The 26,802-nt window shown below is 42.1% G+C and carries 26 protein-coding genes and 1 pseudogene; 11 read left to right on the plus strand and 16 right to left on the minus strand.

The genetic code is table 11. From position 1 onward, the window contains the following. Positions 1–53: 53 nt before the first annotated feature. From AC6H04_RS08050 to AC6H04_RS08060, 3 genes and pseudogenes are all read right to left on the minus strand, one after another. Positions 54–287 (minus strand): annotated as a pseudogene (locus AC6H04_RS08050) (helix-turn-helix domain-containing protein); the annotation flags it as partial. 268 nt (positions 288–555) lie between these two features. Further along, a complete protein-coding gene (locus AC6H04_RS08055; RefSeq protein WP_089109985.1) occupies positions 556–1,638 on the minus strand; it encodes a DUF3324 domain-containing protein in 1,083 nt (360 codons plus the stop codon). Then, on the minus strand, positions 1,610–2,188 hold the full coding sequence (locus AC6H04_RS08060; RefSeq protein ID WP_089109984.1) for a hypothetical protein: 579 nt from the start codon (positions 2,186–2,188) through the stop codon (positions 1,610–1,612). The genes AC6H04_RS08055 and AC6H04_RS08060 overlap by 29 nt, the downstream gene beginning before the upstream one ends. 267 nt (positions 2,189–2,455) lie before the next feature. Here AC6H04_RS08060 and AC6H04_RS08065 point away from each other — a divergent pair, with 267 nt between their 5' ends. The 11 genes from AC6H04_RS08065 (at position 2,456) to AC6H04_RS08115 (ending at position 13,780) form a co-directional block, all read left to right on the plus strand. Then, entirely contained in the window at positions 2,456–3,073 is a 618-nt protein-coding gene (locus AC6H04_RS08065; protein WP_014216312.1) for a recombinase family protein, read from the plus strand. A gap of 633 nt (positions 3,074–3,706) precedes the next feature. Then, complete coding sequence (locus tag AC6H04_RS08070) at positions 3,707–3,811, plus strand: putative holin-like toxin (RefSeq protein WP_016378676.1); 105 nt, start codon at positions 3,707–3,709, stop codon at positions 3,809–3,811. Positions 3,812–4,029: 218 nt separating this feature from the next. Continuing rightward, the gene (locus tag AC6H04_RS08075; RefSeq protein WP_497571202.1) at positions 4,030–5,343 is read left to right on the plus strand and encodes a Y-family DNA polymerase; all 1,314 of its coding nucleotides are present in this window, start codon (positions 4,030–4,032) and stop codon (positions 5,341–5,343) included. Then, the gene (locus AC6H04_RS08080; RefSeq protein WP_167803187.1) at positions 5,336–5,656 is read left to right on the plus strand and encodes an acetyl-CoA carboxylase; all 321 of its coding nucleotides are present in this window, start codon (positions 5,336–5,338) and stop codon (positions 5,654–5,656) included. The genes AC6H04_RS08075 and AC6H04_RS08080 overlap by 8 nt, the downstream gene beginning before the upstream one ends. Beyond that, complete coding sequence (locus AC6H04_RS08085; protein WP_497571203.1) at positions 5,649–6,035, plus strand: hypothetical protein; 387 nt, start codon at positions 5,649–5,651, stop codon at positions 6,033–6,035. The genes AC6H04_RS08080 and AC6H04_RS08085 overlap by 8 nt, the downstream gene beginning before the upstream one ends. Positions 6,036–6,215: 180 nt before the next feature. Next, the gene (locus AC6H04_RS08090; RefSeq protein WP_497571204.1) at positions 6,216–9,383 is read left to right on the plus strand and encodes a type I restriction endonuclease subunit R; all 3,168 of its coding nucleotides are present in this window, start codon (positions 6,216–6,218) and stop codon (positions 9,381–9,383) included. Positions 9,384–9,396: 13 nt separating this feature from the next. Continuing rightward, the gene (locus AC6H04_RS08095) at positions 9,397–11,019 is read left to right on the plus strand and encodes a type I restriction-modification system subunit M (protein ID WP_497571205.1); all 1,623 of its coding nucleotides are present in this window, start codon (positions 9,397–9,399) and stop codon (positions 11,017–11,019) included. Then, positions 11,009–12,025 (plus strand): restriction endonuclease subunit S, encoded by a 1,017-nt coding sequence (locus AC6H04_RS08100; RefSeq protein WP_497571206.1) that lies wholly within the window; start codon positions 11,009–11,011, stop codon positions 12,023–12,025. The genes AC6H04_RS08095 and AC6H04_RS08100 overlap by 11 nt, the downstream gene beginning before the upstream one ends. A gap of 108 nt (positions 12,026–12,133) precedes the next feature. After that, positions 12,134–13,165, plus strand: coding sequence for an IS30 family transposase (locus AC6H04_RS08105; protein ID WP_165442612.1), 1,032 nt, complete (start codon positions 12,134–12,136; stop codon positions 13,163–13,165). A 57-nt stretch (positions 13,166–13,222) separates the two neighbouring features. Continuing rightward, positions 13,223–13,504, plus strand: coding sequence for a restriction endonuclease subunit S (locus AC6H04_RS08110; protein ID WP_497571207.1), 282 nt, complete (start codon positions 13,223–13,225; stop codon positions 13,502–13,504). Between the two features lie 213 nt (positions 13,505–13,717). Continuing rightward, positions 13,718–13,780, plus strand: a complete 63-nt coding sequence (locus AC6H04_RS08115) for a putative holin-like toxin (protein ID WP_222843308.1) — start codon at positions 13,718–13,720, stop codon at positions 13,778–13,780. Positions 13,781–13,936: 156 nt separating this feature from the next. On the opposite strand, the gene AC6H04_RS08120 is transcribed toward AC6H04_RS08115, so the two are convergent. The 13 genes from AC6H04_RS08120 to AC6H04_RS08180 all read right to left on the minus strand — a co-directional run bounded on the left by AC6H04_RS08120 (position 13,937) and on the right by AC6H04_RS08180 (position 26,798). Next, the gene (locus AC6H04_RS08120; RefSeq protein ID WP_497571208.1) at positions 13,937–15,061 is read right to left on the minus strand and encodes an ArdC-like ssDNA-binding domain-containing protein; all 1,125 of its coding nucleotides are present in this window, start codon (positions 15,059–15,061) and stop codon (positions 13,937–13,939) included. A gap of 3 nt (positions 15,062–15,064) precedes the next feature. After that, complete coding sequence (locus AC6H04_RS08125; RefSeq protein WP_089110005.1) at positions 15,065–15,280, minus strand: hypothetical protein; 216 nt, start codon at positions 15,278–15,280, stop codon at positions 15,065–15,067. Between the two features lie 120 nt (positions 15,281–15,400). Beyond that, positions 15,401–17,536 carry a DNA topoisomerase III gene (gene topB, locus AC6H04_RS08130; protein ID WP_497571209.1) on the minus strand — a complete coding sequence of 712 codons (2,136 nt, stop codon included), beginning with the start codon at positions 17,534–17,536 and terminating at the stop codon, positions 15,401–15,403. Positions 17,537–17,542: 6 nt separating this feature from the next. After that, the gene (locus tag AC6H04_RS08135) at positions 17,543–17,953 is read right to left on the minus strand and encodes a hypothetical protein (RefSeq protein ID WP_089110003.1); all 411 of its coding nucleotides are present in this window, start codon (positions 17,951–17,953) and stop codon (positions 17,543–17,545) included. Positions 17,954–17,968: 15 nt separating this feature from the next. Next, on the minus strand, positions 17,969–18,808 hold the full coding sequence (locus tag AC6H04_RS08140; protein WP_054757442.1) for a conjugal transfer protein TrbL family protein: 840 nt from the start codon (positions 18,806–18,808) through the stop codon (positions 17,969–17,971). Positions 18,809–18,826: 18 nt separating this feature from the next. Further along, positions 18,827–19,216: a hypothetical protein gene (locus AC6H04_RS08145; RefSeq protein ID WP_089110002.1), complete on the minus strand. Its 390-nt coding sequence runs from the start codon at positions 19,214–19,216 to the stop codon at positions 18,827–18,829. Positions 19,217–19,239: 23 nt separating this feature from the next. Further along, positions 19,240–20,751, minus strand: a complete 1,512-nt coding sequence (locus tag AC6H04_RS08150) for a VirD4-like conjugal transfer protein, CD1115 family (protein WP_089110001.1) — start codon at positions 20,749–20,751, stop codon at positions 19,240–19,242. A 1-nt stretch (position 20,752) separates the two neighbouring features. Beyond that, the gene (locus tag AC6H04_RS08155) at positions 20,753–21,223 is read right to left on the minus strand and encodes a conjugal transfer protein (RefSeq protein ID WP_089110000.1); all 471 of its coding nucleotides are present in this window, start codon (positions 21,221–21,223) and stop codon (positions 20,753–20,755) included. Beyond that, positions 21,224–21,592 carry a thioredoxin family protein gene (locus tag AC6H04_RS08160; RefSeq protein ID WP_089109999.1) on the minus strand — a complete coding sequence of 123 codons (369 nt, stop codon included), beginning with the start codon at positions 21,590–21,592 and terminating at the stop codon, positions 21,224–21,226. After that, entirely contained in the window at positions 21,579–22,196 is a 618-nt protein-coding gene (locus AC6H04_RS08165) for a hypothetical protein (protein ID WP_497571210.1), read from the minus strand. The genes AC6H04_RS08160 and AC6H04_RS08165 overlap by 14 nt, the downstream gene beginning before the upstream one ends. A gap of 14 nt (positions 22,197–22,210) precedes the next feature. Next, positions 22,211–23,368: a phage tail tip lysozyme gene (locus tag AC6H04_RS08170; protein ID WP_089109997.1), complete on the minus strand. Its 1,158-nt coding sequence runs from the start codon at positions 23,366–23,368 to the stop codon at positions 22,211–22,213. Continuing rightward, positions 23,369–24,787, minus strand: coding sequence for a conjugal transfer protein (locus AC6H04_RS08175; protein WP_089109996.1), 1,419 nt, complete (start codon positions 24,785–24,787; stop codon positions 23,369–23,371). Beyond that, on the minus strand, positions 24,780–26,798 hold the full coding sequence (locus AC6H04_RS08180) for a VirB4 family type IV secretion system protein (protein WP_497571211.1): 2,019 nt from the start codon (positions 26,796–26,798) through the stop codon (positions 24,780–24,782). The genes AC6H04_RS08175 and AC6H04_RS08180 overlap by 8 nt, the downstream gene beginning before the upstream one ends. Positions 26,799–26,802 lie beyond the last annotated feature (4 nt).

The following is a 26,802-nucleotide window of genomic DNA, read 5'->3' on the forward strand; positions in this document are numbered from 1 at the left end:
TACATATTATATGTACGAAGGCATTTCATTTACACAAGATTCTTGACGCTACCGTTTAGAATGGTTTGCTTTAATTTGGCATTCAGTTTAGTTTTTCGGCCACAATGCGCCCGTTTATATTCAGCGTTGGCCTGTGCTAATTCAGCTTGATAAGGTTGACAACGAGATAATTCATAAGAAATCGTAGACGGCGATCGTTTTAACCGCTCAGCCATTTGGATATTGGTCAGTCCTAGCTCACAAAAGGTTTCAATTTTAATTCGTTCAGAATAGGTTATACTAGACAAAAGATCAGCTCCTAAAAAATGGGTTTGTGGTAAACACCATTTTAAAGGAAGCTGATCTTTTTTGTCCGAACAGTGTTCGGATTAATTTTACAATCTACCATATAGGTTGATGATGTTTTGTTTGAATTCTTTGTCGTAACGAGTTGGCATGTAAAAATTCTTTCCTTTTGAGAGACGATTTATTCATTATACGCTCTATTAAAAGTTGTCTCAGGAATCAGCTTACATCCAATTTTGGTAAAATCATTTCCGCAAACACCCTAACGATTTATCCTCCCCTACTAGGGTTTCTTTTACCCAAGTAATAAGCACCGATTACAAGTAGGATGACAACTATTACTCCTGCTATAATTAGCACCCACCAAGAGTTACTATTTTTATGATGACTATGGGTATTTGTAGCGTTGGCAACTTGCCTACTAACACTAAATACTTTGCTAAATTTCCAATGGCGCTTTCCAGAGTGCATAGACATTTGCAAAATGTAATTTCCATACTTAAGATTTTTATTTAATAGTATATGATAATTAAATTGGCTAAGCGGAGCCATTGACATGTTGCTTTGATTGGATGTAAGAACTACATTCTTACTTTTTAGATTAATGATTTGGGTATGTACTGATAATTGGCCAAATACTGTTGGAGTAACATTTGCTATTTTAGCCAATACAAGCGCATTACCATTGATAACACTAGAGCTAATTTTTTTTAAAACCAATTTTGTATGAATAATTTTATTGCTTTCATTTAAGACAATAGGGATAGCATATGCAATTTCATTCTTGTATCCCATAACGGCCCTTTTTTTAGATGTTTTGGTAGTAGTATTATTATTTAAAATCTGCTTAACATAAAATCCACCAACAATAACACCCTTAAACTTCTGATTAGGTATTTTGATTGTATAGCTTTTTTCGATTGTACTATTAGCAGGTAACGTAACCGTTCCAAGACCTGTCACTAACTTATTAAACCGAGTATTACTCAAGAACTTAGATTTTACGTTCGTATGGTTATACTGAATATTACCAGTATCACCCGTAAATGCTGTATTACATTCAACATTAACTATTTGTCTAGTACTACTTCTGTTAGTAAACAAAAGCTTTACGTGAAGACGTTGTTTAGGCGATACTGTTTTTTCGATGGAGGAGCTACCGTTTTGCCCTTTCACCTTAACTGAATAACTATAACTAGAGTTAGTTATAGCAAAGGCAACCTTGTTATCAAAAAATAGGAACCCTATCAAAACAATTAATAAGGCCCCTATTCTAACCAGCAACTTATATTTTGAAGTATTTAATATCATTTTAGTCCATTTATTAAGATGCTGCACTTGTGGTACCTGCATTTTCAGTCAACGTCCAAGTAATTGTTCCTGTATAGCTTTGCCCATAAACTTGTTTATCTTGGTTTAAATCAATTGATGTATTTGAAGAGGAAATCGGTGTTGAGGTAGTTCCCTCGTCAGTCCCTGTGGCCACAGTAGTTGCAGTTGTTCCATCTAAGGTAGTGATTGTTTTTCCACCAAGGGTTAGTGAGGCAACAGACAAATCATGAGACTTACTACTACTATCAGTATAAGAAAGTTTGGATGGAGTAGCAGTCAAAGTCCAATGAGTGTCTGTTCCATTGCCTAGATCATCAGTAGTTTTTAACTCATCAGAGGTTGTCGTATTGGCACTCGTTGACGTATTATTAGCGATATCATCTACTGTACTAGAAAAAGCCAAACTAGAAGGCACAGAATCAATCGATAGCGTCCCGTCTTTCACAGCTACACCTGTGCTAGTTTTATCCGTTCCTGTCGTTGTATTACTATCCGCATAAGCTGAAATAGACGACATCCCTAAAAACGTAACCGCAATTAATGCAGAAAGGATTTTTTTGTTGTTTTTCATTTGACTATCTCCTTAATTATAATTAAATCAGTCACTATTCGTTATTCATAATAATACACCTAATGGCAAATTACAAGTTAATCCGGATAAAGTTGTAAATTCAGAGTGTACCCTAAATGGACAATAAACGTTATACTAAGAATATAGGAAAAAACTGAGATTCTATCGGGCACGGTAAGCGATTCTTGAATCTGTTAAAAATGTCTAATTTGAGTGTCTAATCTGTTACCGATAATGTAGGGTCAAATTCCGAGAGGAGAAGTCGTGATGAAAATTGGGTATGCCCGAGTTAGTTCAACTGATCAGAATTTAGCACGTCAAATCAAAGCACTTAAAAAAGCTGAGTGTGAAAAAATATTCGAAGAAAAGCAATCGGGAAAATCAACTGAGAATCGACCAGAATTGCAGGCGGCCATTGCGTATGTTCGACAGGGCGATACGCTGGTCATTGCGTCCTTGGATCGTTTGAGTCGTAACTATGATGATGCCAGTGATATCATCAAGCAGATCAGGGACAAACAAGTTAAGATGGAAGTCTTAGATGCGCCATTTCTTTCTATGCGCACTGGCGATTCAGATATGGATAAATTTATGTTTGACCTGTTAACCGAACTGCTAGCTTATATGGCCCAAACGGAACGGAAGAAAATTCGTGAGCGCCAGCGTCAAGGAATTGAAATCGCCAAAGCTAATGGGAAATATCGAGGGACGCGGCCCGCTTACGCCGCAGACGCACCTAACCCACAAAAACGGTTTATCTACCGCCGTATCGTCGATCAATTAAGAAACAAAGCAACCGGTGCCCCAATTAGCTATCGTGCAATTGCAGCTGAAACCGGTGTATCGGTGCAGACAGTAATTAATATTAAAAATCGGTTGGTATAGCTGTTAAATAAGCGTCATCTGAGCACACGTTCGTTATTTTTAACGGACGATTATTTGAGTGAGGTCTGAGGGATTGTTTGATCTACGTAGGATTTTCATATCACGAGTAGGACTTCAGTTTAGAGATACTAATGCGATTAATATTTAGGTTACTTATTTTGCGTTCAATTAGCCTAAAAAATGAGTTAACGAAGCTTTTCGTTAATAGCTTACGGCTACTAATTTCGTTACTCACATTAATAAATGGCTTATAAGCATACATTATGATGTTTTGCCACTTTCAGCTATAGATTAAAAAAAAGCAGGCCACAATTATTAAGTTGTGTCGCTGCCATTCTCTATTATTCCTGTTACAGGGTCTAATTTGGAAACTCCTAATGAACATCTATAAATCTAGTTACATCACGAAATTAAAAACGGCCACTAGAGTATACCCTAATGGTCGTTTTTTTCTTCAAAGGATTTGTTCTATAAGCGCTATTTTTGTCTTTTACTAAACTTGGTAGCCCCTTAATTTTACTGTATAATTATAGCTTGTAGAGAAGTTAAGGCGGTGGCTATTTCCGATCGGAGGTGGTGCTTATGGTGTTAAACCCTTAAAGCCCATAAATCCTAACGAAAGGAGTAGCCTAAGTGTCCGTTGCGGACGCTTTACAATTAATGCTGGCTTTCGGTACCTTTATCGTAGCCTTGATCGCATTAATTGTTGAGCTGATTAAAAGTCAGCAAAAAAAATAACCGCCTTAGCTCTGGCAAGCTAGCGGTTATTTAAACTGTATAAATTTGTCACCGTCTTAAACGGCTCTACATGGGAAGTCCTGTTATCAGCGGGGCTTCCTTTCTCTTAACCATATTATAGCATGACTATGACTGACTTTCGACAATTTTAAATCAGATTTCTAGCACTTTAAGGGAACACATGTTTGCTTTTGTGTTAAAATATGGGTTAAAAGCTAATGGAAGTGATCAACTTGTTTACTGATGAACCGCATGGCGTGTTCTTTCTAATCGACAACAAAAGCTTCTATGCTAGTTGTGAAGCTGTTGCCCGGGGACTGAACCCCTTAAAAGTGCCCTTAGTTGTCCTTAGTGAGGCTAAAAATACTAATGGTGGCCTAATTTTGGCTACTTCACCTGAAGCCAAGCAATTATTTCATATCAAAGCTAATGTCTCACGTAAACGTGATTTACCTAATGATCCGCGTCTGTGGGTTGTTCCACCACGCATGAATCTCTATATCGAACGTAACTTGCAAATTAACCAAATCTTCCACCAGTTTACGACTGAAAAAGAAGTTTGGCCGTATTCAATTGACGAAAGTATTTTGGATATGACCCATTCATGGCGGCTTTTTGGACAGTCTGTCCGTGAAGTAGCAAGGTTGATTCAAACTACGGTGCGGCAAAAATTAGGCTTATACACCACCGTTGGCATTGGTGATAATCCGACCCAAGCTAAGCTTGCCCTTGATGTGTATGCTAAGCATACCGCTGACTTTATTGGTGAAATTCATTATGAGACTGTCCCTCAAAAAATCTGGACGATCAATGACTTAACTGCTGTCTGGGGTATCGGTGAACGGACAGCTAAACGGCTAAACCGCCTAGCTATTCACAACATGTACGAGTTAGCCCATGCCAACCCTTATTTGTTGAAACAAGCCATGGGGCTTATTGGCACCCAATTGTTCGCCACGGCCTGGGGAATTGATCGAGCACAGGTTACGGAACCCGCTAAGGTCAAATCAGCAAGTCTCGGAAATTCACAAGTATTGCCACGGGACTATCTTCACCAAGCAGAAATTGAAACGGTCATTAAAGAAATTGGCGAACAAGTGGCTGCTCGGTTACGACACCACCATAAAATGGCGGGGTGTCTGTCGCTAAGCATTGGCTTTTCTTACGCTGCGGCCGCAGCCGATGGCCGCGGTGGCTTTCATCAGACTTTGAAAATTGAACCAACCAATGATAATCAGATTTTAACTCGACAACTGTTATGGTTGTTCCGCAAAAACTGGGACGGTCAAGCTGTCCGAAATATTGGGGTTTATAGCAGCAAATTAAGTGCCAACACCGGCCAACAGCTTAGCTTATTTGAGCCGGCAAGTACCCAGATTAAGGCTAGTCGGTTAAACCAAGTGATTGATGAAATTCATCGCCGCTTTGGCTTCACGAAGTTAGTTTATGCCACCAGCTTGTTAAGGGGCGGTACGGCTATTGAGCGTGCTTCACTCGTCGGTGGTCATAATGGGGGCAATAGCTATGAATAACGATGTAGAAATTATTATGGGACGCTTAACCTTGCTGTTTAAGCGCCAGTCACGCACCCGCTACTGGTTGATGATCGCTAACGATCCTTACGATCAGACCTACAATGTATTTTTTAACAGCCAACGGACTAACGAACGCTTGCAATCCGTTCCTTTACATAAATTAGCACACTATGATTTAGCTGATTTAGAGATGCTACTAAAAGCTTTGCGACAAAAGATCAAACTAACGATCGAATTTGTTGGCTTTACTGGTGAACGCTGGCCTAAAAGTGAAAAGTTAATTCAACGAAAGCGGGTGCCCCTTGAATAACCAAGACTTTGACTTAGATACGGTTAAACATTTCTTTGAACATGATTATCACGACCGGGGCATGATGAAATGGCAGGGGTTCTATTTGTCCGATCATACCGCCGCGCTAAATCAACAAAACCAGCAGTTGAATGCAGTCTATGTACCACGACCGCAGCAATCCTTAGCAGAACTGACGCAAGTGTTGGCCGACGCATATCAAAGTCAACAACTGGTAACGATTCAGCTAAAAACGGTTGACCAAAATAACCGCCATTTGCCGGATATAACAACTTTGATTCATGGCTACAATGCTAATGATATTGTGGTTGATTCTGATTGTTTTGTCCCACTGCAAGAAATTCGCAATGTGGCATACAAAAAGACGGAGAAGCTATAAAGATTAGCTCTCCGTCTTTTCTTAACGCTTTATTTGCTGGGCTTCATCTTGTACTGATGATTTGATACCCTAAATAGCTTTGTTGAATTCCTGCTACATTAAATTATGAAGCCTAAATGCCAAGCAATTCGCGTATAATAAACTAGTGAGTAACTTAAAAGTGGGGGAAGGACTGTCTTTATGTTGGAACTGTCGTTTGAAAAAGAAGTTGTTAAAACCCTAACGACTGGGAATAATCAATGGGTGGAACGAAAAGACCTGTACGGTGCAACACCGGATCAATTATGGACTAATTTCCGTGATAAATTAAACAACAATAACTATGCTAAATTGCAGGGACACCCCTTAACGGATACTGAATTTAGTCAAGTTAAACGGGCGGTTGAAGTCCGAACACCTTACGAAGCGGCTAAATTACTAGCCGCCGAAAATGGCATTGGCAAAGTTGAAGTTGAACGCGATGATGCTAAGCTGGGCACGGTGACGCTGGAGTTGTTTTGGAAAGCGGACGTTGCTGGCGGTAAATCTAGTTATGAAGTGGTCCGGCAAGCAGTGCGACCACGGTTAGCTGGTACTCAAGATGTCGATCCTGATCGCCGGTTTGACGTAACCCTATTAATTAATGGGTTACCCTTAATTCAATTGGAACTAAAAAAAGCCACGGTCGAACTTAACCAGGCGTTTAATCAAATTGAAAAATACGCGCAAGAAGGTAAATATACGGGGATTTACTCACTACTGCAAATGTTTGTGATTATGACACCGGATAGTACGGCGTACTTTGCGAATGCCGAACCGGATCATTTCAATAAAGCTTTTTTGTTTAATTGGCGAACGCGGGATAATCACCCCGTGGAAAATGGCCTAGCGTTCACACGCCAGGTTCTTAATATTCCCATGGCCCACAAAATGGTCAGTGAATATACGGTCATCGACCAAGAACGGCAGAGCTTAATTCTTTTACGGCCTTACCAGATTTATGCGATTGAAGCTGTGATGCACCGGATTCACGACCATCAAGATGGCTTTGTTTGGCATACCACGGGTTCTGGTAAAACACTCACCTCATATAAAACCGCTAAATTAGCTGCGCAAGATCCCGGTGTCGATAAGGTCATCTTCTTAGTTGACCGGCGAGATTTAGACGAACAGACGACTAGCAACTTTAGTGCCTATGCTGCCAATGATGATATTGCCATTAACGAAGCGCAAAATACCGGTGATTTAATGCGTAAGTTGCAACAAAATGATGGTAAGGTCTTGGTCACCTCGATTCAAAAACTCCATCGGGCGGTCAAAAAAACGCAAGCCCAGTTGGCAACCGGCAAGCAATCCCGTTTTAGTAAGACCTTAAAACAACGGGTGATCTTCTTTGTTGACGAAGCCCACCGGTCGCAGTTTGGTAAGATGCAAAAGGAAATTCGCGCAGCATTTGTCAATAGCAATTGGTATGGTTACACCGGCACCCCCATCTTTAATGAAAATAAAAAACAGCTTAAGGGTGATCTAGCGGTTACGACTGAGGAGCTATTTGGTAAAGTCTGTCACGTTTATAACTTGCGAGACGCCTTAGAGGACCAAGCCGTGTTACCGTTTAACGTGGAACACGTAACGACGATTGGCAAAGACACGTTAATAACCCGGGCTCTCGAAAAAGAAACCCAGCGCGTCAAAGCGCGTCGTGATAAGCAAGGCCGCCTGCTGATTACAGCTGATGAAGCAAAAATTCAAGCCAAGATTCAAGCGATGTCAGTGAAGGACTTGGAAGAAACGTATTTAACTCCGGCTGACTTTGAGACTGATGAACATATCCAACAAGTTGTTCAATATATTTTACAAAAAGGCCCGCGTAAAACGAGTTTGGGTCATGGCAACTATAATGCTATTTTGACCACCAGTTCCATTGAAATGGCGCAACGCTATTATCAAGCCTTTAAGGCCGCTAAAAGGGCCACTCACAATCAGCTGGATCCTGATTGGCCCCGCATTGCGATTACTTATTCATTAAGTGAAAACGAAGATCAGAGTGCGCAAAAGCATGACCAAATGGCCACTATTTTAAAAGATTATAATCGGCAGTATCACACTAATTTTGATTTAACTGATTTGAATCTCTATAACGAAGATGTCGCGAAACGGGCCGCCCGGCGTGAGGCGGTCTTTGCTCATTTGAAACCGGATCAGGAAATTAATTTAGTGATTGTGGTGCGGCGGTTATTAACGGGTTTTGATGCCCCTCGGCTAAACACGCTCTTTGTTGACCGCACCTTAGCCTATCAAGAACTCATTCAAGCCTACTCACGCACCAACCGGCTCCAAAACCGGGAATTAAAACAAGAGGGTCAAATTGTGACCTTTCGGGTGCCGGCAATCATGGAAGCTAATGAACGTGAAGCTTACAAGTTATATAGTGGCGAAGGCTCCTTTAATGTCATCATTCGTCCCACTTATCAGCAGGCTGTCTTAAAATTTCAAAAGGCTGTGGTCGATTTAAAAGCCATTGCCCCGACGCCAACGGCGGCCGATGACCTGAAAGGAACTACGGCCAAGGTACAGTTTGTGAAAGCCTTTCGCCAAGTGAATCAACAATTGAACTCGCTATCGATGTACAATGATTTTACTTGGGAGAACAGCGAAAAGGCCTTTGGTATCGCTCAGCCCGAAGTAGAATCCTATACGGGTAAATATCTGCGGATTAAAGCGGCGGTTACTAACCAAGAACCTGAGAAAGTCCCAGAAGAATTAGCGGCTTTAGACTTTTCCCTAGCCGTTGGCTCAGTTGTCTTGGTGGACTATGATTATTTGACGCAATTAATTCAAGACTGGATTGATGAACAGCAACAGTACACGACGCCTGATCAAGCCCAAGCGCATATGACCGATTACCTGCAAAATAGTGCCAAAGTACAGGCTAGTTTGAATAAATTAGCGGAAACGCAACCGCAACAGGCTCAATTAATTCGCGAAGCCATGCCCTATATTGAGCAACAAATGCAACAGTTTCAGCAACAGAGTGACCAAAATAAAGCGCCAGTAGCGTTGAATGCTCGGGAGTTGGTGGCTGATTACGCCCAGAAACAATTGGTCAAAAAAACGTCGGTATTCGCCCACACGTGGGGCTTAGATCAAACAGCCCTATTGCGGGTGGCGCGTGAACACACCGTGGGGACTGATGAATGGCATCATGAACAAGAACTAACGCAGTCAGCGAATTTAGCAGCGGCCTTACAAGCTCAAGCTGCCAATGGACCGAAGATTCCAGCTATTTTGCCACTATACCGGATTAAGTCCCAGGACGCTTGGCGGCAGTTTATTGAACACGATTTAGCAATTTATCTACAAAAATAAGTGAGGTTAAACAATGTCAGAAAAAAACACCCAAGCTAGTCAGCTTGAAAGCGCCCTATGGAATGCGGCCGATGTCTTACGCGGGAAAATGGACGCTTCTGAATATAAAAATTATTTATTAGGGTTAATTTTTTATCGGTTTCTATCCGAGAAAACCTTAACGACCTTTAGTGAATGGGCGGGTGAAACCGAAAATGTCACTCAGAAATATGCTCAGTATATGGATCCTCAGTTTGAATTGGAAGGCGTCGCGGTGCAGCCCAGTTTAGTGGAGTATTTGCAAAACACGCTCGGCTATTTAATTCAACCACAAGCGTTGTACACCACCCTGATTGGCAAGATTCAAGCCCATACTTTTGCGTTAGATGATTTATCCCAAGCACTTCATGATCTGGAACAGTCGACCCAAAATCTATCGTCAGCACAAGACTTTTCGGGCTTGTTTGCCGATGTGGATTTAAGTAGTAGTAAATTGGGCAGTTCTTTACAACAACGGAACCAAACCATTAGTGATACCATGTTAGCTTTGAATGCGATTGATCTCGTTCATCATCAAGGCGACGTCTTAGGTGACGCCTATGAATACTTAATTGCGCAATTTGCCAGTGATTCTGGTAAGAAGGCGGGGGAATTTTACACTCCGCGGCAGGTGTCCGACATTATTGCGCAGATTGTGACTTATCAGCGTAATGCGGGTGACCGCCAAGTTCGAACTATTTATGATCCAGCAGTTGGGTCCGGTTCACTGCTATTGAATGTCGGACAGCACGTGCAAAATCCCAGTTTAGTGAGTTATCACGGTCAAGAATTGAACACCACGACCTATAACCTGGCCCGAATGAACTTAATGTTACATGGCGTCTCATATGACGATATGCACTTACGCAATGGCGACACGTTAAGTAAAGATTGGCCGGTTGACGAACCTTACTTATTTGATGCAGTCGTCATGAACCCACCCTACTCGGCGCACTGGGATAACAGTGACAAACGCTTGTCCGATCCCCGCTTCCGCGACTATGGCGTCTTACCGCCTAAATCTAAAGCCGACTTTGCCTTTCTGCTGCACGGTTTTTATCATCTGCAAGAACACGGGACTATGGGCATTGTCTTACCCCATGGCGTGTTATTTCGAGGGGCTAAGGAAGGCAAAATTCGCCAAAAGCTTCTAATGGATAACCGGATTGATGCCATTATTGGGCTACCCGCTAATATCTTTCATTCCACCAGTATTCCAACGTTGATCATGATTTTAAAGAAACATAAAACCACTGACGACGTCTTATTTATTGATGCGTCTCGGGAATTTGAAAAGGACAAGAATCAAAATCAGCTAACGGCAGCGAATATTCAAAAAATTGTGACGACTTATCAAAAACGGCAAGATGTCGATAAATATGCCCACGTGGCCTCACCGGCGGAAATCAAGGAGAATGACTACAACTTAAATATTCCGCGCTACGTTGATACATTTGAACCGGAACCCGAGATTGATCTGGACCAAGTCAAAGCTGATCTAAGGCAACTGGACGAGGAAATCAGTCAGAATGAACAAGCCTTTAACGAATTAGCTAGCCAGTTAGTAGCCACTCACGTTAATGACCAGTCAAAACCGGAGGCTCACAATGAATGCTAAACAAGCTAAATATCCGCAATTAAGATTTCCTGAATTCACTGACCCTTGGGAACAGCGTAAGCTTGGTGATATTTCCGATAAGGTCAAAGAAAAAAATACAACCGGTGAGTTTACAGAAACTTTTACCAACTCAGCAGAATATGGAATTATTAATCAACGTGATTTTTTTGATAAAGATATTTCTAACGCTAAAAACCTTGATGGTTATTATGTAGTTAAAAACGATGACTTTGTCTACAATCCTCGTATTTCAAATTTTGCTCCAGTGGGACCAATTAAACGTAATAAATTAGGTAGAACTGGCGTAATGTCACCACTATATTATGTTTTCCGTACCCATGACATCGACAAAACTTACTTTGAAAAATATTTTGATACTGTCTACTGGCATCGATTCATGGAACTCAATGGTGACTCAGGAGCACGTGCCGATCGTTTTGCAATTAAGGACTCGGTCTTTGTTGAAATGCCCATTCCTTATCCAACTATGGATGAACAACAAAAAATAGGATTATTCTTCAAACAACTAGATAACACTATCGCTCTTCATCAGCGTAAGTTAGCTAAGCTTAAGAAACTTAAACAGGGCTATTTGCAGAAATTATTTCCCGAAAATGGTAGCAAGTTCCCGCAATTAAGATTTTCAGGGTTTGCTGACGCTTGGGAACAGCGTAAGTTGGGAGAAGTTGCAGATGGATTTGATTATGGACTTAATGCTGCTGCCACGGAATATGATGGTGAAAACAAGTATATTCGTATTACCGATATTGATGACGATTCGCATTTATTTAATACTGATAGTCTGACATCTCCGGATTTGGATTTAACTAACGCTGAAAATTACAAACTGTCCGAAGGAGATATGCTTTTTGCAAGAACTGGAGCAAGTGTTGGAAAGACATATAAGTATGTGGCTTCAGATGGCGATGTATACTTTGCAGGATTTCTTATTCGAGCAAAAATTAAGCAAGAATATGATGCTGAATTTGTTTCGCGCGTTTTATAATCAAGTTAGCCAAATACTTTTAGCTAATTGATAAAATAAAAAACACCAAGACAAATCTCTGTTATCATTGATGTTCCTACACAAACAATGAAAGAGGTTATTGTCTTGATGCAAGAACAGAATACCACAGTCAGAAAAAAAGGTCAGCACCTAACTTCGTTTGAACGAGGCAGAATTGCTACGCTGCACAGCCAAGGCTATTCCAATCGTGCAATTGCCAGAGCGCTTAATGTTTGTCATCAAACAATCAATAATGAATTGTGCCGCGGCGAGATCGACCAAGTAAAAAAAGTGAATGGTCAACGCCAATATTACGCTGTATACTCACCAGAAACAGCACAAGCTAAGTACGAAGCTAATCGAGCCCACTGTCATCGACCTTTGAAACTCGTCGGTGTCGCTGATTTTATCGACTATTTTACGACTCATTTGCGTCAAGATGGTTGGTCGCCTGATGCAACAGTAGGACGGGCCAAACTTGAAGGCTTATATCAACCTGAGGAGATGGTCTCGACCAAGACGCTATACCACTATATTGATGCCCAGTTACTTGAAGTCCGTAATCTTGATCTACTCGAAAAAACGCGCCACCGTGCCAAACATCATCACTCGATCAAGCACAAGCGTCTGGCCGGACGGAGTATTGATGAACGGCCTAAAAGTATCGACCAGCGCCAAGAGTTTGGCCATTTCGAATTGGACACCGTGGTGGGCAAGCGCAACGGTCAAGAGAGTGTGATCTTAACGCTGATCGAGCGTCAATCCCGCTGCCAAATTCTACGTTTGATCGATGGTCGTGATGCCGATTCGGTCAACTATGAGCTGGCCAAGATCTGTCAAGAATACGGATCAATCATGAAGTCAGTTACTGCCGATAATGGCGCTGAGTTCTCGGAAGTTGGCGCTGTACTTACCGGTGTCGCTGACCTTTATTATGCCCATCCATATCGTTCCTCTGAGCGTGGGACTAACGAAGCGCATAATCGAATGATCCGCCGCGATGTACCCAAGGGTCTATCCATGGATATTTTGGGTCCTCATGATATCCAAGCAGTTGAGTCAAAGCTAAACAATTTACCGCGCCGGCAAACTGGCTATCAAACACCCAAAGAGCTTTTCTCCGCTGCTTCCGCCGGCTAAGTTAAGCCCATAAAATATGAATATTAATGAAAATACTGATTTAATAGGATTTATCGTGTGGCTAATTTGTTCTTGCAATTTGGGGCTGAATTTGTTTTTCAAAATACATTTACAGATAAATATAATAAGTTTATTACAGTTACTTCAATGCGTTCAGGACAGCCTGGAGTAAATGCTCAAGAGTATCAGAACTTAAAAATTATAGTTCCGCAACTATCTGAACAACAAAAAATCGGCACCTTTTTCCAGCAACTCGACAACCTCATCACCCTTCATCAGCGTAAGCTTGAAAAACTCCAAGAACTAAAAAAAGGGTATCTACAAAAGATATTTTGCTGATTCTTAATTTGATCAAATTTAGGATCCTAAGAAAACCCCTGACTTAATTTTTATTGTGCTTGGTCGATACTTAATTCACCTGTATAATGGATTACGCAGGAAGTTTTAAGGACGGTGGCTGTCTTTTCCCTTGCGAGGTGAGGCCCATGGGAACATGGAATAATCTTCAGGAAGGTTTCACAGTCAATGAGCGTCTTCCAGACACTCTCGTTGATGTTGCTGTTTGGCACGTTTTTAATCGCGCTACTCAGCTATATCGACAAGCACCACAAATAAAAAAGCCGCCCCGATTATAACTTTGGCGAGTTACGGGACGACATTAATATAGTTTTGTAATTATGCCACCGCCTTTGAAGCGGCTTGCATGGGAAGTCCTGTCTTCAGCAGGGCTTCCTTTTTCTATTACATTATAGCATGTCCCTTAAAAACTGGCTAACGTTTTAGGCTTTGATCGGGTTCAGAATCTGGTTGTTTAATTTCTGGATTTTCTTCAGCAAATGCTTTCAGCTGCTTTTGCGTTCGCTCACTGATTTCTTGGTGCACAGCATTTAACTGGTTTTTCAGTTCTGATTTCTGTTGTGGATTAGTCGCTTGCTTAATTTGTTGTTGCAAGGCTTGATACGACTGATTAAGTTCCTGGGCTGATCGCTTTTTGAGGTCATGTTCAGGATCTTTTTGCGCTTCCTGTAAGCCTAATTGTTTGGTTAACCCGTCACTAAGCGCAATCACTTTGTTGCTCACTTGCTGGATCTCACTCAAAGCACTATGGATCACGGCTTTATCTTTAGCCCAGGTAGCCACATAACCAAGTGAGTAGTTACTGGTATCAACGCCAATATTTTGCATGGCAACATATGCGACCGCTTCGGCTTGGGTTTCCTGATAGGCTCGTGGGCGATCTTTAAAAGCTGCTTTTAACCCATGTAGCTGACTATGCGCATATTCGTGATACAACGTCTTTAATTTTAGGGCATTGTCAGGTTCATCACCACCAATGACGATTCTATTAGTGCAAGGTTGAAAGTACCCTTTAGCTCCATTTAGTTTCGCTAAGGGTGCCTCACTGACTTGCAGATCGGTTTGTTGGTTTAAATAATCTTTGAACGCGTTATACAAGCTCGTCACATTCTGATGATCGGCCAAGTTTTCTTTGACAAAATCTTTAGCACTTAGGACTGGGTCACCACTAGTTTGTGATATATCGAAGATGGGCAGATAACGATAACCGACAATGGCACGTTCGTCGGTGGTATCAAGTCGCTTTTGATCAGCGGGGGTTAATTTCTTAATAATCGGGGCAGCAATTCGAATGGCCTTAGCCCCCTTATTAACGGTGCGGTTAAAATCAGTCTGCCATTGTTTAAAGCCTGCGACTTGGGTCGCTTGCGGATTTTGAGCATAGATTAAATCAATGTTTCTAGCACTGTATTGGTGGAATTTCGCCAGGGTATTAAGATACTGTTTAAATCGGTCACTATCAGTTAATTTTAGAATTTGCTGTTCAGCTTGGGCAACTAGTTGCGCCTTCCAGGCTTTAACGTCGGCTTTACTTGGCATTGTCTACCCCTCCTCATCTTCAAAAATATCGTTCAGGGTTGGTACCGATCTTATTTGAATCGGGGTTGTGCCATAAAGAGCGACGTAGCCGTCGGCTAATTTTTGCCAAGCGACTTGATAATAAGCGCCATTACCAGTGATTTCTTTTAAATACTTGTAGGTTTCTTTAGTCTGCAAAACGGGTAATTCGCTACCAGTGACTGCTAATTCATTGTTCATTTGATAATCTCCTTTGCTTTGCTAATCTCACCCGTTGTTTAAGATTACTTTTGGTCTGTAAAAGTAATCCTAAATGACGGGTTCACCAACTGGAACGTCGTGGAAGGCGGTAGGTAAGGTCTAATCAAAGTCAAAACTTAATTTATGGCCGTCAAGCTTTAACTTGGCCGCAAATGACTTCCCTTTTTTGCTTTTGAACCCCTTTAATTTGCTGGTTTCCCCTTTAGTGACCAACGCTTTAATTGCGGTCTTACCGAGGGTCTTACTGCTCCATTTCTTGGGTAAGGTAAAGTCTTCCCCTTGTTTGGGCTTTACAATGTAAAACTTTTGTTTATTTAACACGGTGGCTTGTGGGGTTTCTAAGAAGACCTCGGCGGATTTTTGTGCCTGCTGCTGGTGGTTAATCTGTTGTTTGATCGCTGAATTTCCTGCTAATTGGGTCGGTACATCAGCAATTAATTTAGACACAAACTTCCTAATTTGACTTAAAAAGTTAGCTGGGGGGCGTTCTTCGGTACTGATTTGTTGTAACGCTTTTTCCCATTTAGCTGTCATTTCCGGACTAGTCAGCAATGGTTCGAGTTCAACCGCTTTGCATAAAGTAATTCCGGCTTCACTGACGTGCAGTTTATTTTTTTCAGTGACGAGATAGCCGCGTTTCTTCAACACTTCGAGCACATTCGCCCGGGTCGCACTTGTCCCAATGCCTTGTACATCTTTGAGAATTGCCTGGGCTTCTTCATCATCAAGCGTTTTACCGGCCGTCTTCATTGCCGTAATCAGGGTACCTTCGGTAAAGGGTACCGGTGGTGTTGTTTCTTTTTGCGGCGTTTGCAGGTTGGCTTGGACTTGATCGCCTTGATGAACCAGCGGTAAGGTGGCGGCGGCTTGCTGGTCGGCTTTGTTTTCATCAAATAAAGCCTGCCAACCTGGCTTAGTTGGCACCTTCCCGGTTGCTTTAAAATTAGCGTCGCCAACCTGGGTGATAATAGTGGTTTCCTCGTATTCGTAAGGATCAGCAAACATTGCTAACGTGGTTCGTAACACCAAATCATAGACTTGTTGCTGGATTTTGGGCAAGCTGGCTAATTTCTCTTTCGTCGGCACAACTTTAGTCATGATAATGGCATAATGTTCTTCGACCTTTTGAACGTTGACATAGCGCTTATTCGGCGTGGTATTAGTTAAAGAGACTTGCTTAGAGACTAAACCCAGATACTTCGTCAGATTAGCCACTAAATACGCAAATTCTTCATCAGTGATATAAGCACAATCGGTTCGTGGATAACTAAGCAGTTTGTCTTCGTACAAACTTTGAATGGCCGCTAAGGTTTGGCTGGCACTGGCGTGATACCGTTTATTCATGGCACTTTGCAGACTGGATAGCGAGAATAGTTGCGGACTAGCACGCTTTTTGCCTTGCTTTTGGACGTTCTTGATTAAACCGGCCTGTGAGCCTTTCTGAACGTGTTTAGCCTGCATAAATGTCATTAGCCCTGATTCGTCTTTAAACCGCTGATAAGGGTCTAATTTTGCCTCGAATTTTTGCCGATTAGCTAAAATTTCCGCATTCAGTTCAAAATAGGGTTCGGGCTTAAAGTTTTTGATGAGTTGATCTCTTTGATAGACCATATACAAAGTTGGCGTCTGTACGCGACCAATTGAGTACACCCCACGCACCCCATTTTGTCTCAATAATAAAGTATATAAAGGACTGCCATTCATACCGATCAACCAATCACTAATTTGACGGGTTTGGGCTTCTTTATAAGCCAAATAGTCTTTGTGCCAATCACCAAGATTTTTAAAGCCGGTAATAATGGCGTCTTTTTCCAAACTATTTAACCAAAGACGTTTAATCGTTTTCTTTGTAACATCAATATGGGCTTGGTTCATGATCGACCAGGCGATATTAGAACCCTCTCGGCCACTATCAGTAGCGACGATAATCGTATCGGCTTTCGTTAATAAGTCTTTAACAATCTTGAATTGGGCTTTTTTACTAGCTGCCACTTCAAACTTGTATTTATCGGGGAAAATCGGTAAATTAGATAAGGCCCATTGCTGATATTTCTGATCGTACTTATCCGGTGTGGCTAGTTCAACTAAATGTCCGAGACCATACGTGACAAGCGTATTTGCGGGCAAGACAGGGTCGCTAACCGTATAGTAACCCTGTTTTTTTGTGCTCTTTTGAAAGGCTTGAACGTATGAACGGGCCTGACTAGGTTTTTCAGCTAAGATAACAGTGGTCATATTCGTTCACTCCTTGCGATTAAGCTTCCGTTCTAATTCTGTTTTACCTTGTTCAGCCGCTTTCAACCAAGTTTCACGTCGCAATTCTTGTTGTTGCACTATCGATTGTTGCTTCAAATAATGTTGATACCGGTTGATGGCTTTGAGATCTGCATAGGCTGACCAACGGAATAATAAGCCACCCAGCAGTAAAACTAAGGCCATTAGCGCAGTTCCTAAAAAATCGGTATGGTTCGCCGTGAAAAGCTCTTGGTATAAATCCATTAACATGAGGTAAATTCCCATTATATAGAAGACCATGCTAACTAAGTTATCAAAATAGTAAGACAACTTAGTCCGCCGTGAAGGTGTTGCAAAAGGGTCGGTTCGCATATCTTTTTTGGCTTTTTCCAATAACCAGTGTGCGATTTTTTTCATAACTACGTATCCCTCCTAGTGATTACGGAAATAATTTTGAAACATTCTCATAGCGCCCATACCAGCACTTTTAGTCACACCGGTTGAAGCCCAAAAGTCTTTAACGGCGTCAGGTGTTTTGACCACCAGGAAACCGAATCCGATTGAAGCTATAAAGGCAATAAACCCATACTTTGCCATATTAGTGAAACACCAGACTGATAGTGACATACAAAGCACCTGGCTAATAATGGACGCATTGTAATAAATGTACTTCTTCCACCACGTGCCACTATAATCAAAGCTTTCAGTCGCCATGCTCATTGCCGCTAAAGGAATCGTCAGGTTATACCAAGCCATATCAGCCACAAACACACACATTTTGATAAAGAACACGACGGTTACGACAGTGAAGATTAGTAGAAATAAAATCTGTAAGGGTAGCGAAATGCCAACATCTTTTAGCCCAGGAACTTTATTCATGCCAGTAATCGATTTGGCCGTGAATTTCTGATCAGAACTAAACATATACTTTAGGAGCGGAAAGGTAATTGAACTTTGAATAAAGCCTTGTAAGAACACGAACACTGGGATCACAGCCGCTGATTTAATCCCGTCCATAATAATATTGGCCCAAGTAACATCGGTACTTTCGTCTGCTTCTTTTAGAATTGTCATCACAATGCGACCAAGTACAACCACAACAACTAACGATGTCGCAAATGACAAGAAGATGGCATACCACGTTTTAACAATCGGTAAACTTTGGTTGGCTTGGTCAATGATTGCCTTACAGATATTGAATAAGCCGTCCAATAGTCCAGACAAGAGCCATTCGAAAAAGTGTGAAATGGCTGATTGAATGATATTTGTCATTTTAAATCCCTCCTTTGTCTATTTGGAAATGAGTGATACCGTACCAGTATCGCTTTTAGCCAGTGTATTAATTGGTGTTAGTTTATATTTGTCTGACTGCTTTTTAATCTTAAACAAGCGTGTTTCTGTGCTGCCTGAAACACTATTTTTACCAACGAACTTAATCTGTTCATCACCGTTTCGCTTAGTCAGTTTGTAACTGTATACCTCGCTAAATCCCGCCTGGGACAGAGTTAGGTTTTCTTTAGAGAATTTTGCAGTAGTGGCCGTACCATTATCTTTACTGGAAGCAAACGTCCATTGATGACTTTGCAAGTCTTGCGCTGTAGACTTCCCACAAGCAGTTAGACCAATAGCAATCAACAATACTGTCATTACAGCGATTATATATTTCCTATATGATTTCATAAGTTACTCTCCTTCTATAATCCTTATCCCAGCATTTTCTTATGTCTAGTCTCTAATTCTTGATCGATGTTGTCCTGCAACTTGTCTTCTTCATCATCAGTTGTCTGATCGTCTTTTTTGGCTTGGTGCCGTGCTTTAACTGTCTGATTCCACTTATCTACCTTATTCTTAAAATTGGTTTCTTGGCTGGCTTCTGGTTGGCCTTGATACTCGTTCTGTGACAAGTTAACTAAATGATCAGCGCCAGGAAATAGTTTAAATTGGAACGCTTTTGTAGCTTTGACTGGCCGCGCATTACTAAAGATTAATAAGCTCTGATCTTCGGGCATACGCATGATTTCGTCGGGCGTCATCAGGGAACGGCTCGTATAGCTGTAACTATCGCTCTTACTATGGCTTTCTTCCTTACTATGACTGGTACTCTCACTTCCCGTTTCGACTTTCACGGTTGATTTTCCTAACAGATCACTAAAGTATTTAGCGGTCACGTCGTTAGCGGCATTCAAGCAGATTTTAACGGCATGATTCCCTAAGATACTTTCGGCTTTATCCTTGCCGTACAAGGCTTGTAGCTGGGTTAAGGTCTGACAAATGGTCGTCACACCAATACCGTACCCCCGGCAAGTTGCCAGGAACTCTTCATACTTCGGAAACTTCCCTAAATTGACAAATTCATCAAGGATAAAGTCAACTTGATGGGGCAATTTAGCGTGATGATCGGCGGCTAATTTGTATAATTCATCAAACAATTGTGAGAAAAACAGATTGATGAAGCTTTCGTAAGTGTTATCCATCACCGGGATAATCACGTACAGGACAACCTTAGCATTGCCAATCTCTTTTAAATCAAAATCTGAAAAGCTGGTAAAGTCGGCCACTTCTTGATCGACAAACTTCGAAATGGTTGCCAGTAAGCTCTCAATAATACTGGCTTTCATTTCCCCTTTCGCCTTTTTGAAACCTAACTCATAAGCGCGTCTCGCTGGATCAGTCATAGTTAGATCAAGAAACAAGGTATCTAGCGGACTATCTGCGCCCTTTTCTTCGGCCTCGACGTCATTTTCTTGTAAGACTTGCGTTACGCCCGCCAAATTTCGTTGCTCTGGTGACCGGTGGTTCATGACAAACAGGATTAGTGCCTTCAAAAGTTGCCGTTGGGTACTGAACCACACATCTTTTTTACCTTCGGCATTTTCACTCTGGACGATCTTAGTGGCGACGGTTTCGGCTTGAATATCCCGTTGAATATAGTCAAAGGGATTGTAACGGTCACTATGTGCCATATTGGCAAAGTTTACGACATGGACTTGATAACCTTGGGCTAACTTAACCCCGGCCGTTTTTTCGTATAATTCACCTTTCGGATCGGTGACGACAATACTGTTCTCCGTTTCATTAAACAGGTTGGTAATGACGACTGACTGGGTCTTATACGATCCTGGGCCCCCAACCACAAAGATATTCCGATTTGGTTTGGTTGAGTTGTTCTGATAAACAACCTGCTTATCCACGATTCCTAAAATTGTGCCATTCATGTTAATCTCCCCCTTTCGCTGACTTTTTTCGATCCACTAATGATTTGAGAATTTCGGCCTTGGTACTCTTGTTAAATGCTGTGGTGAGGTCTTTAGTATTGATACTAAAGTAATGGTCACTCAATTCTTTTAAATTCCCCCACGTTGCGCTCCCGTGAGTTTCAGTATCGGCTGTTTCCCAAGCCTTGTGCTTACTGTTTCGCTTCAAGGCAAAGTAGATGGTATACAGGATCACCGCCACACTGACAATAATTAATACCGGATTTTTTTGGCCTAAATACAAGTTGTAATAGTGCCAAGGGTGTAAGGCTAATTGTTTTAATACGGTTGGCATATGATCGGCAAAAGTTAGTTTATAGCGCGACAAGGCCATGACAGAGCCAGCTAAAATCTCCGCTAAATACAAGCCAATGATTAGCGTTAGTAGATACGGCCAACTAGCTTTAACGGCATTTAAGAGTTTACTTTTCATCTAATCACCTACAATCTGTTTAATCTTTTGTTGGTTGGTTCCGGAGTACCGTTGCTTGCAATGGATCAAGGTTGGCACCGACGTTAGTTGATACTTCTGAATGTAATGGCGATTCTGCGGCTGATTCATGTTGATAAAAATAACGTTATGACTAATTGCGTTGTGCCAATAGATTCGGTGAAAAATGGATTGACAATCCGGGCAATCATCGCGATAGAAGAACAACACTTTTTTAGGGTACTTAGCTAATGTCATGACCGGTCGCTGTTTTTCCACGTGGTTGACATATTGATGACCAGCAAACCCGCTAACGGCTAAAACCACCACGATTACCGCTAGGGCTTTACCAACCCGTTTAATTAAGGTCACTGGCTTTAAAGCTACTACCTAAATTTTGGACCGCGGTGATTCGATCCGTGGTGGTATCGAAAGTCACTTGATAAAGTACCGTCGCCTTTTGCCAGTCGTTGTCGCCACTCTTACTTTGGTAACTAACAACCGCCAAGCCTTTCATGTTTTGCCCCTGCTTACTTTGTGTATACAGATTCAGTTGGTTTAACTTGGCTGAAACACTATTGCTATCGCCATAAGTCCCTTTATTGGCAAAGTATTGCTGATAGAGCTTGTCGGAAATCAAGTCTTTCACGCCATTTTTACGCTGACCGTAGGTCTTGGGCTTAAAGTTATTCATGACATCAAAGAACTTGGTGACCACCGTATTAAAGCTAAGTTCAGCCGGACTTTTGTCTTTATTATTTTGGTAGGTCTTATAACTGTCAATTTGGGTGCTCAATAACTGCTTTTGTTGGTTGGTTTTAGTCAATTGCTGACTAACTTGTCGCTTCTGTTGTTGTAAGCGCGTGATCTGCTGTTGCGCCTGTTTAACTTGACTATGTTGATAGGCATTCGCCCCTAATGACAGAACTAAGATCAAGCTACCAATCACAATACTTAAAACCATGCTCCGCTTCATTTGTTTCTCCCTCCTTACTTCTTGATTGGCCGGGCTAACGTCACATCACCACCACTTAGTAAGCTATAAAAGGCGGTGCCAAAGGTGCTTTCATTAACCTTGTCGCCTGTCCCACCTTGCTCAATAATCTTGGTGGCTTTGCCTTGCCATTTGCCTAACAGAATGGCCGTATGGCCGTTGTTTCCCGCGCCGGCGCCTTGATTGACAATCACAATATCGCCGGCTTTCGCGTCATTTTCACTGATCTGTTTCAAGTATTGATGGCTGCCCTTGGCGTCACTAGCCATCGTGCCGGTAAACCAGCCCATGTTGGCCGGTACCTTGTAACCAGCTTTATTAAGCGCTAACCAGACAAAGCCCGAACAATCCGTGCCACCAGTTTTGCTGGGATTCTTTAAATCACTGCCTAAATCGGGGCTGGGGTGCGTTTGCACATAGTAGAAGTCCCCCTTCATGCTTTCCGCGTTTTTGACGATACTACCGCCGGAATAACTCGGGTCACTATCACAACCTAGCTCGGTCAGATCTCCGGAACTCGCGTTGTCTAAGGTATTGCCCGCTACTGGATCACTGGCACCAAACACGGAATACCAGTGATCGGCATAACCGTATCTTTGGCTTAAATACCATTGCTCCGGGTTTTTGCTCATGCCCTCAAAATCCATCAACCAGTCTTTGGTCGCTTTGTGCACGTCCGTGTATTTGAATATCTTCTTATTTGACGCATAGTAACTACTGTTCAATTCTTGGTCGAGATAATCTAATTGCACTCCGAGATTTGTGGCTGGTTTGTTTTCTTTGTGAGCTAAGTCTTCCAGTTTATCTTTTCGGCCACCTAACCACTGGGCTAAGCCCGTGGCACCGGAACTTGAATTAACAGATTTTGGATCAAGCCGACTTTCTAGTTGTAACACCCCCAAAATACCGGCGGCCGCTTGCGGGGTGGCGCCATACTTCTGTTTCCAATGCACATAGATATTTTTAGCATTGGACGTCATGTCCTTGCTATCAAGCTGGGTCTGGGTTGCGGTAGTCGAATTATCACAACTGTTTTCTTGCAATTGACCTGTGACTGCCGCAATTAGCAAGACGATTAGCAGAATGGCGCCGCCCACAATATAAGCAATCAGCTTCCACTTCTTTTTCTTATATTCAAACGACAGTACCTGCATTTAATCACCCACTTTTTGCTTGGCTTGATCAACTTGTTTTTGCGCTGCTGATTGGTCGCTTTGCGCATTCTTTAAGTCCGACTTAGCCGAAGCCACCTTCTTGTCTTTGTCCTTATCTTTACTGCCATCAATTTTATTGGCGTCGTCTAATTTCTTTTGCGCGTCGCTAACTTCGTTCTTAGCGGAATTGAGGCTTAACAGTGCTTTTAAATACTTAGCTTTAGGGCTGTTCACGCCGGCTAACTTGGTTTGGACGGTCTGGGCGTCTTGCGTATCGTTATGGGCTAGGAAGGCTTGTCCCATTCTCAATAAAACATCAGCGTTCGTCGTAAAGGATAATTGGTTATTAAGCGTATTGGTATCATAATTAACAATCGCTTTTTCGAGTTTCAATTGATCTTTTTGCTTACTCGTCGCCTTAGTTGGTAACTGCCAATCAGCCACTTGACTGCTATCTTGGTTGGCATAAGCCGCATTAACAACCTTGTTCAACTGACTTGGATCAACCTTTAAGGCTTGCTGGTATTGTTTATGCTTTAGGAATGTTTGGGCTTGCTTACTTGAACTGTACCCGGCCTTTTGCATGGCTTTTTGGGCTTCTGACCACTTCTGATCATTTAAAGCAGTCTGAATTTTCCCGCTATATCTTAATCGCGTGACCTGGGCTTGGTTCTGATTAGCCAAACTCTGATACTTCCGTTCATCACTTTTATGAACTAAACCGACGGCCACCACTGCCACAATCGCAATCCCAGCCACACTTAACCAAAAACGTTGCTTGTTTTTCTGCTGGTTCTGTTCAACTGCTTGCCATTCGTGGTAACTGACAAAATCCTCAATGCCGTTAACCACTTCTTTTAATTCGGCTAACGACGTGGCTTTAGCCACTTGTTGTAAATACTCGTCAGGGTGTTTGGCTAGGGCTTCTTTAGGGTTGCTCAATAGCCGTTCATATGGCGTCCCCGTTAAACAAAATAGAATTAAAGCCTTGTACTTAGCTAAGTTGCTGTGCTTATCATCATAAGGCATGAGTTCATTGGCGCGATAAGCGTACCAAACGTGTCGCATTGGGTAATACCATAGATTGGCTGGGTTCAACGCAATATGGTACTGACTATCCGTGACCACGTCCTGTCTCATGATTTCCTTTGCAATCGCTGACCGGATCGCCTTATTTTCATGGGGTAATTCCTTTAGTGACTTGACCTTATCTGGCAAGGTATAAGTTAAAACGACCTTCTGGTCTTGTTCAACCAAGTTGACTAACTGCAAGAATTTGGGATCAGCTTGCTTTAATTCGTGTAGCTCACTTAATTGGTCGTATCGAAATTGATTGTGATTGAGTTCGAGGATTAACTTGTTTCCTTGTCGTTTGAACGTGCCAACCTCAATATTCAATAGCTGGTTTGCTTTACTCATTTAAAGTCCCTCCTTCCTCTTCGGTGGTGGTCAAGGCGTCAATTTCACTTGGTGTCAGGATCACGCGCTTTTGATAATCCGGTTGTGTGGCGGTCTCACGGTTGTATTTTTCTTGGTAAGCTTCTGGGTCGATTAACCGCAATTCTTCTTCGGTCAGCTCCACCCGCATAAAAGCGCGTTGGCTACCATAGATCATCAGGGCTTCACCTTGTCTACGGCGTTCTAATAACTTCTTTTCCTTATCCGAGAACGTCATGCGTAGTTTCGTAATCACATCATCAACGCCTTTACCATCAAGGCCAAAGAATACCTTGGTATAGGAGTTCCCAATAATGGCTTCACCAATGTTCTGCCCAGTATCTGTCGTTCCTTCAATCACATCTTGAATTTGTTGCGTCCCGGCAATCGCCCCGGCATTGTACTTTCTAAAGCGCTTATAGGCTTGATGGAAAAAGGTAGCGGCCGCTTTGTGCAAGGTCAGAAAATGAAATTCGTCAACAAACAATTTCTTGCGGCTATGCCGATCTTTCGTGATTTCGTCCCACAAATATTGAAAAGTATTCAGATAGGCTGCTGATTGGACTTCCTGTTCACTTTGCAGCGGTTTTAAATCAAAGGAAATGACCTTGCCCTTTAAGTTGACGTTGGTGTGTCCATCAAATAGGCTGTTAGAACCATGGGTATAACTGCCTAAGATGTAGTAGAAGTCTTTAACCCGACTGAATTTGTCAGCGTCCTTATCAGCTAGTTTTGCCAACTCGTCATAGACATTGGATAAGGTCGGCCACTGATCGTCTTTAATCTCTTTTAAGCGGCTATATTTCAAAACGCCACTGTTGACATAAGCCTGTTTAACAACATCATCAAGGATTGCCAATTCAACTTGGGTAATCCCGGTTTTGAGGACTTCAAAGAATCCCTTTAGTCGTTGAATCTTATCTTTGACCAATAGATCAAGGTTTGTGACTGCTTCATCAGCGCTTAGGATTTCCTCGGAAAAGATTTGTAGTGGGTTAATTTTGTACTTCGCATTAGAAGTTAAGTGCAAGACTGCCCCACCCAGGGCATCGACAATCTTGGTATATTCGTTTTCCGGATCAATAATGTAGATTTGATAGTCTTGAATGGCGTAGCGTAGAATTTTCTGAATCATATAGGTGGTCTTGCCGACCCCGGAAGTTCCGATAATGACTTGATTTTGGTTCAGGGTCTTATTGCGATCCAACATATCCACGGCAATTAAACTGTTGGTGTCTTTGTTAACTCCTTCAATATCGCTCCTGGGCTTTAAGTCCAAAATCTCGGCGTCATCAAAGGGAAACATACTGCTGGCGACTTCGGTATTACTTTCTTTATAGGTGTAATCCCCCATAAGGTTCTCGTTAATTGGCATGGTTGACCAAAAAGCTTGGAAGGTGGCCTTAACAGGCACGAGGGGCTTCATTTGTAGCTTAATCAGCGTATTTTTAACGTTTTCGGTTAAGTCATCTAATTCCGCTAAACTGTTGGCCCGCAGATAAATGAGCATATGTTGATAGACAAATGTGGTAGAATTATCGAGGTATTTATCTAGTTGCATATTGGCCGAATCAATATAATTTTGCAGAATCTTCTTTTTATACGGGTCGAACGTATTGAGCTTCTGTGCTTCCTTATTTTGAATCGTCTTCTTGTAATAGGTAATCATTGAATTGTTACTGGCGCTGTCGATATATTGCACAATATCGATAACGCCTTTTTTGCGCTTCAATTCTGACAACCAGTTGCCGTACACTCGCTTGGGATAGTCAGCAATCGCTAATACTCGAATAAAGTTCTCACCCGACTGCACGTAGGTGGGGTACTGTTCCCAACTGAATGGGAACAGTGAATGCAAGCTATCACGATCAATTAGTTTGGTAAAATTCTCGCCCGCTGGTTTGGTTTTGCTACCTGTTGGCTCTCCGGTGCCTTGGCTATTCTCTTTCTTAGTTGGCATGAATAAATCAATGACTTTATCACCAAAACTCATGTTT

It is taken from the genome of Secundilactobacillus sp. MJ173 (assembly GCF_059704265.1).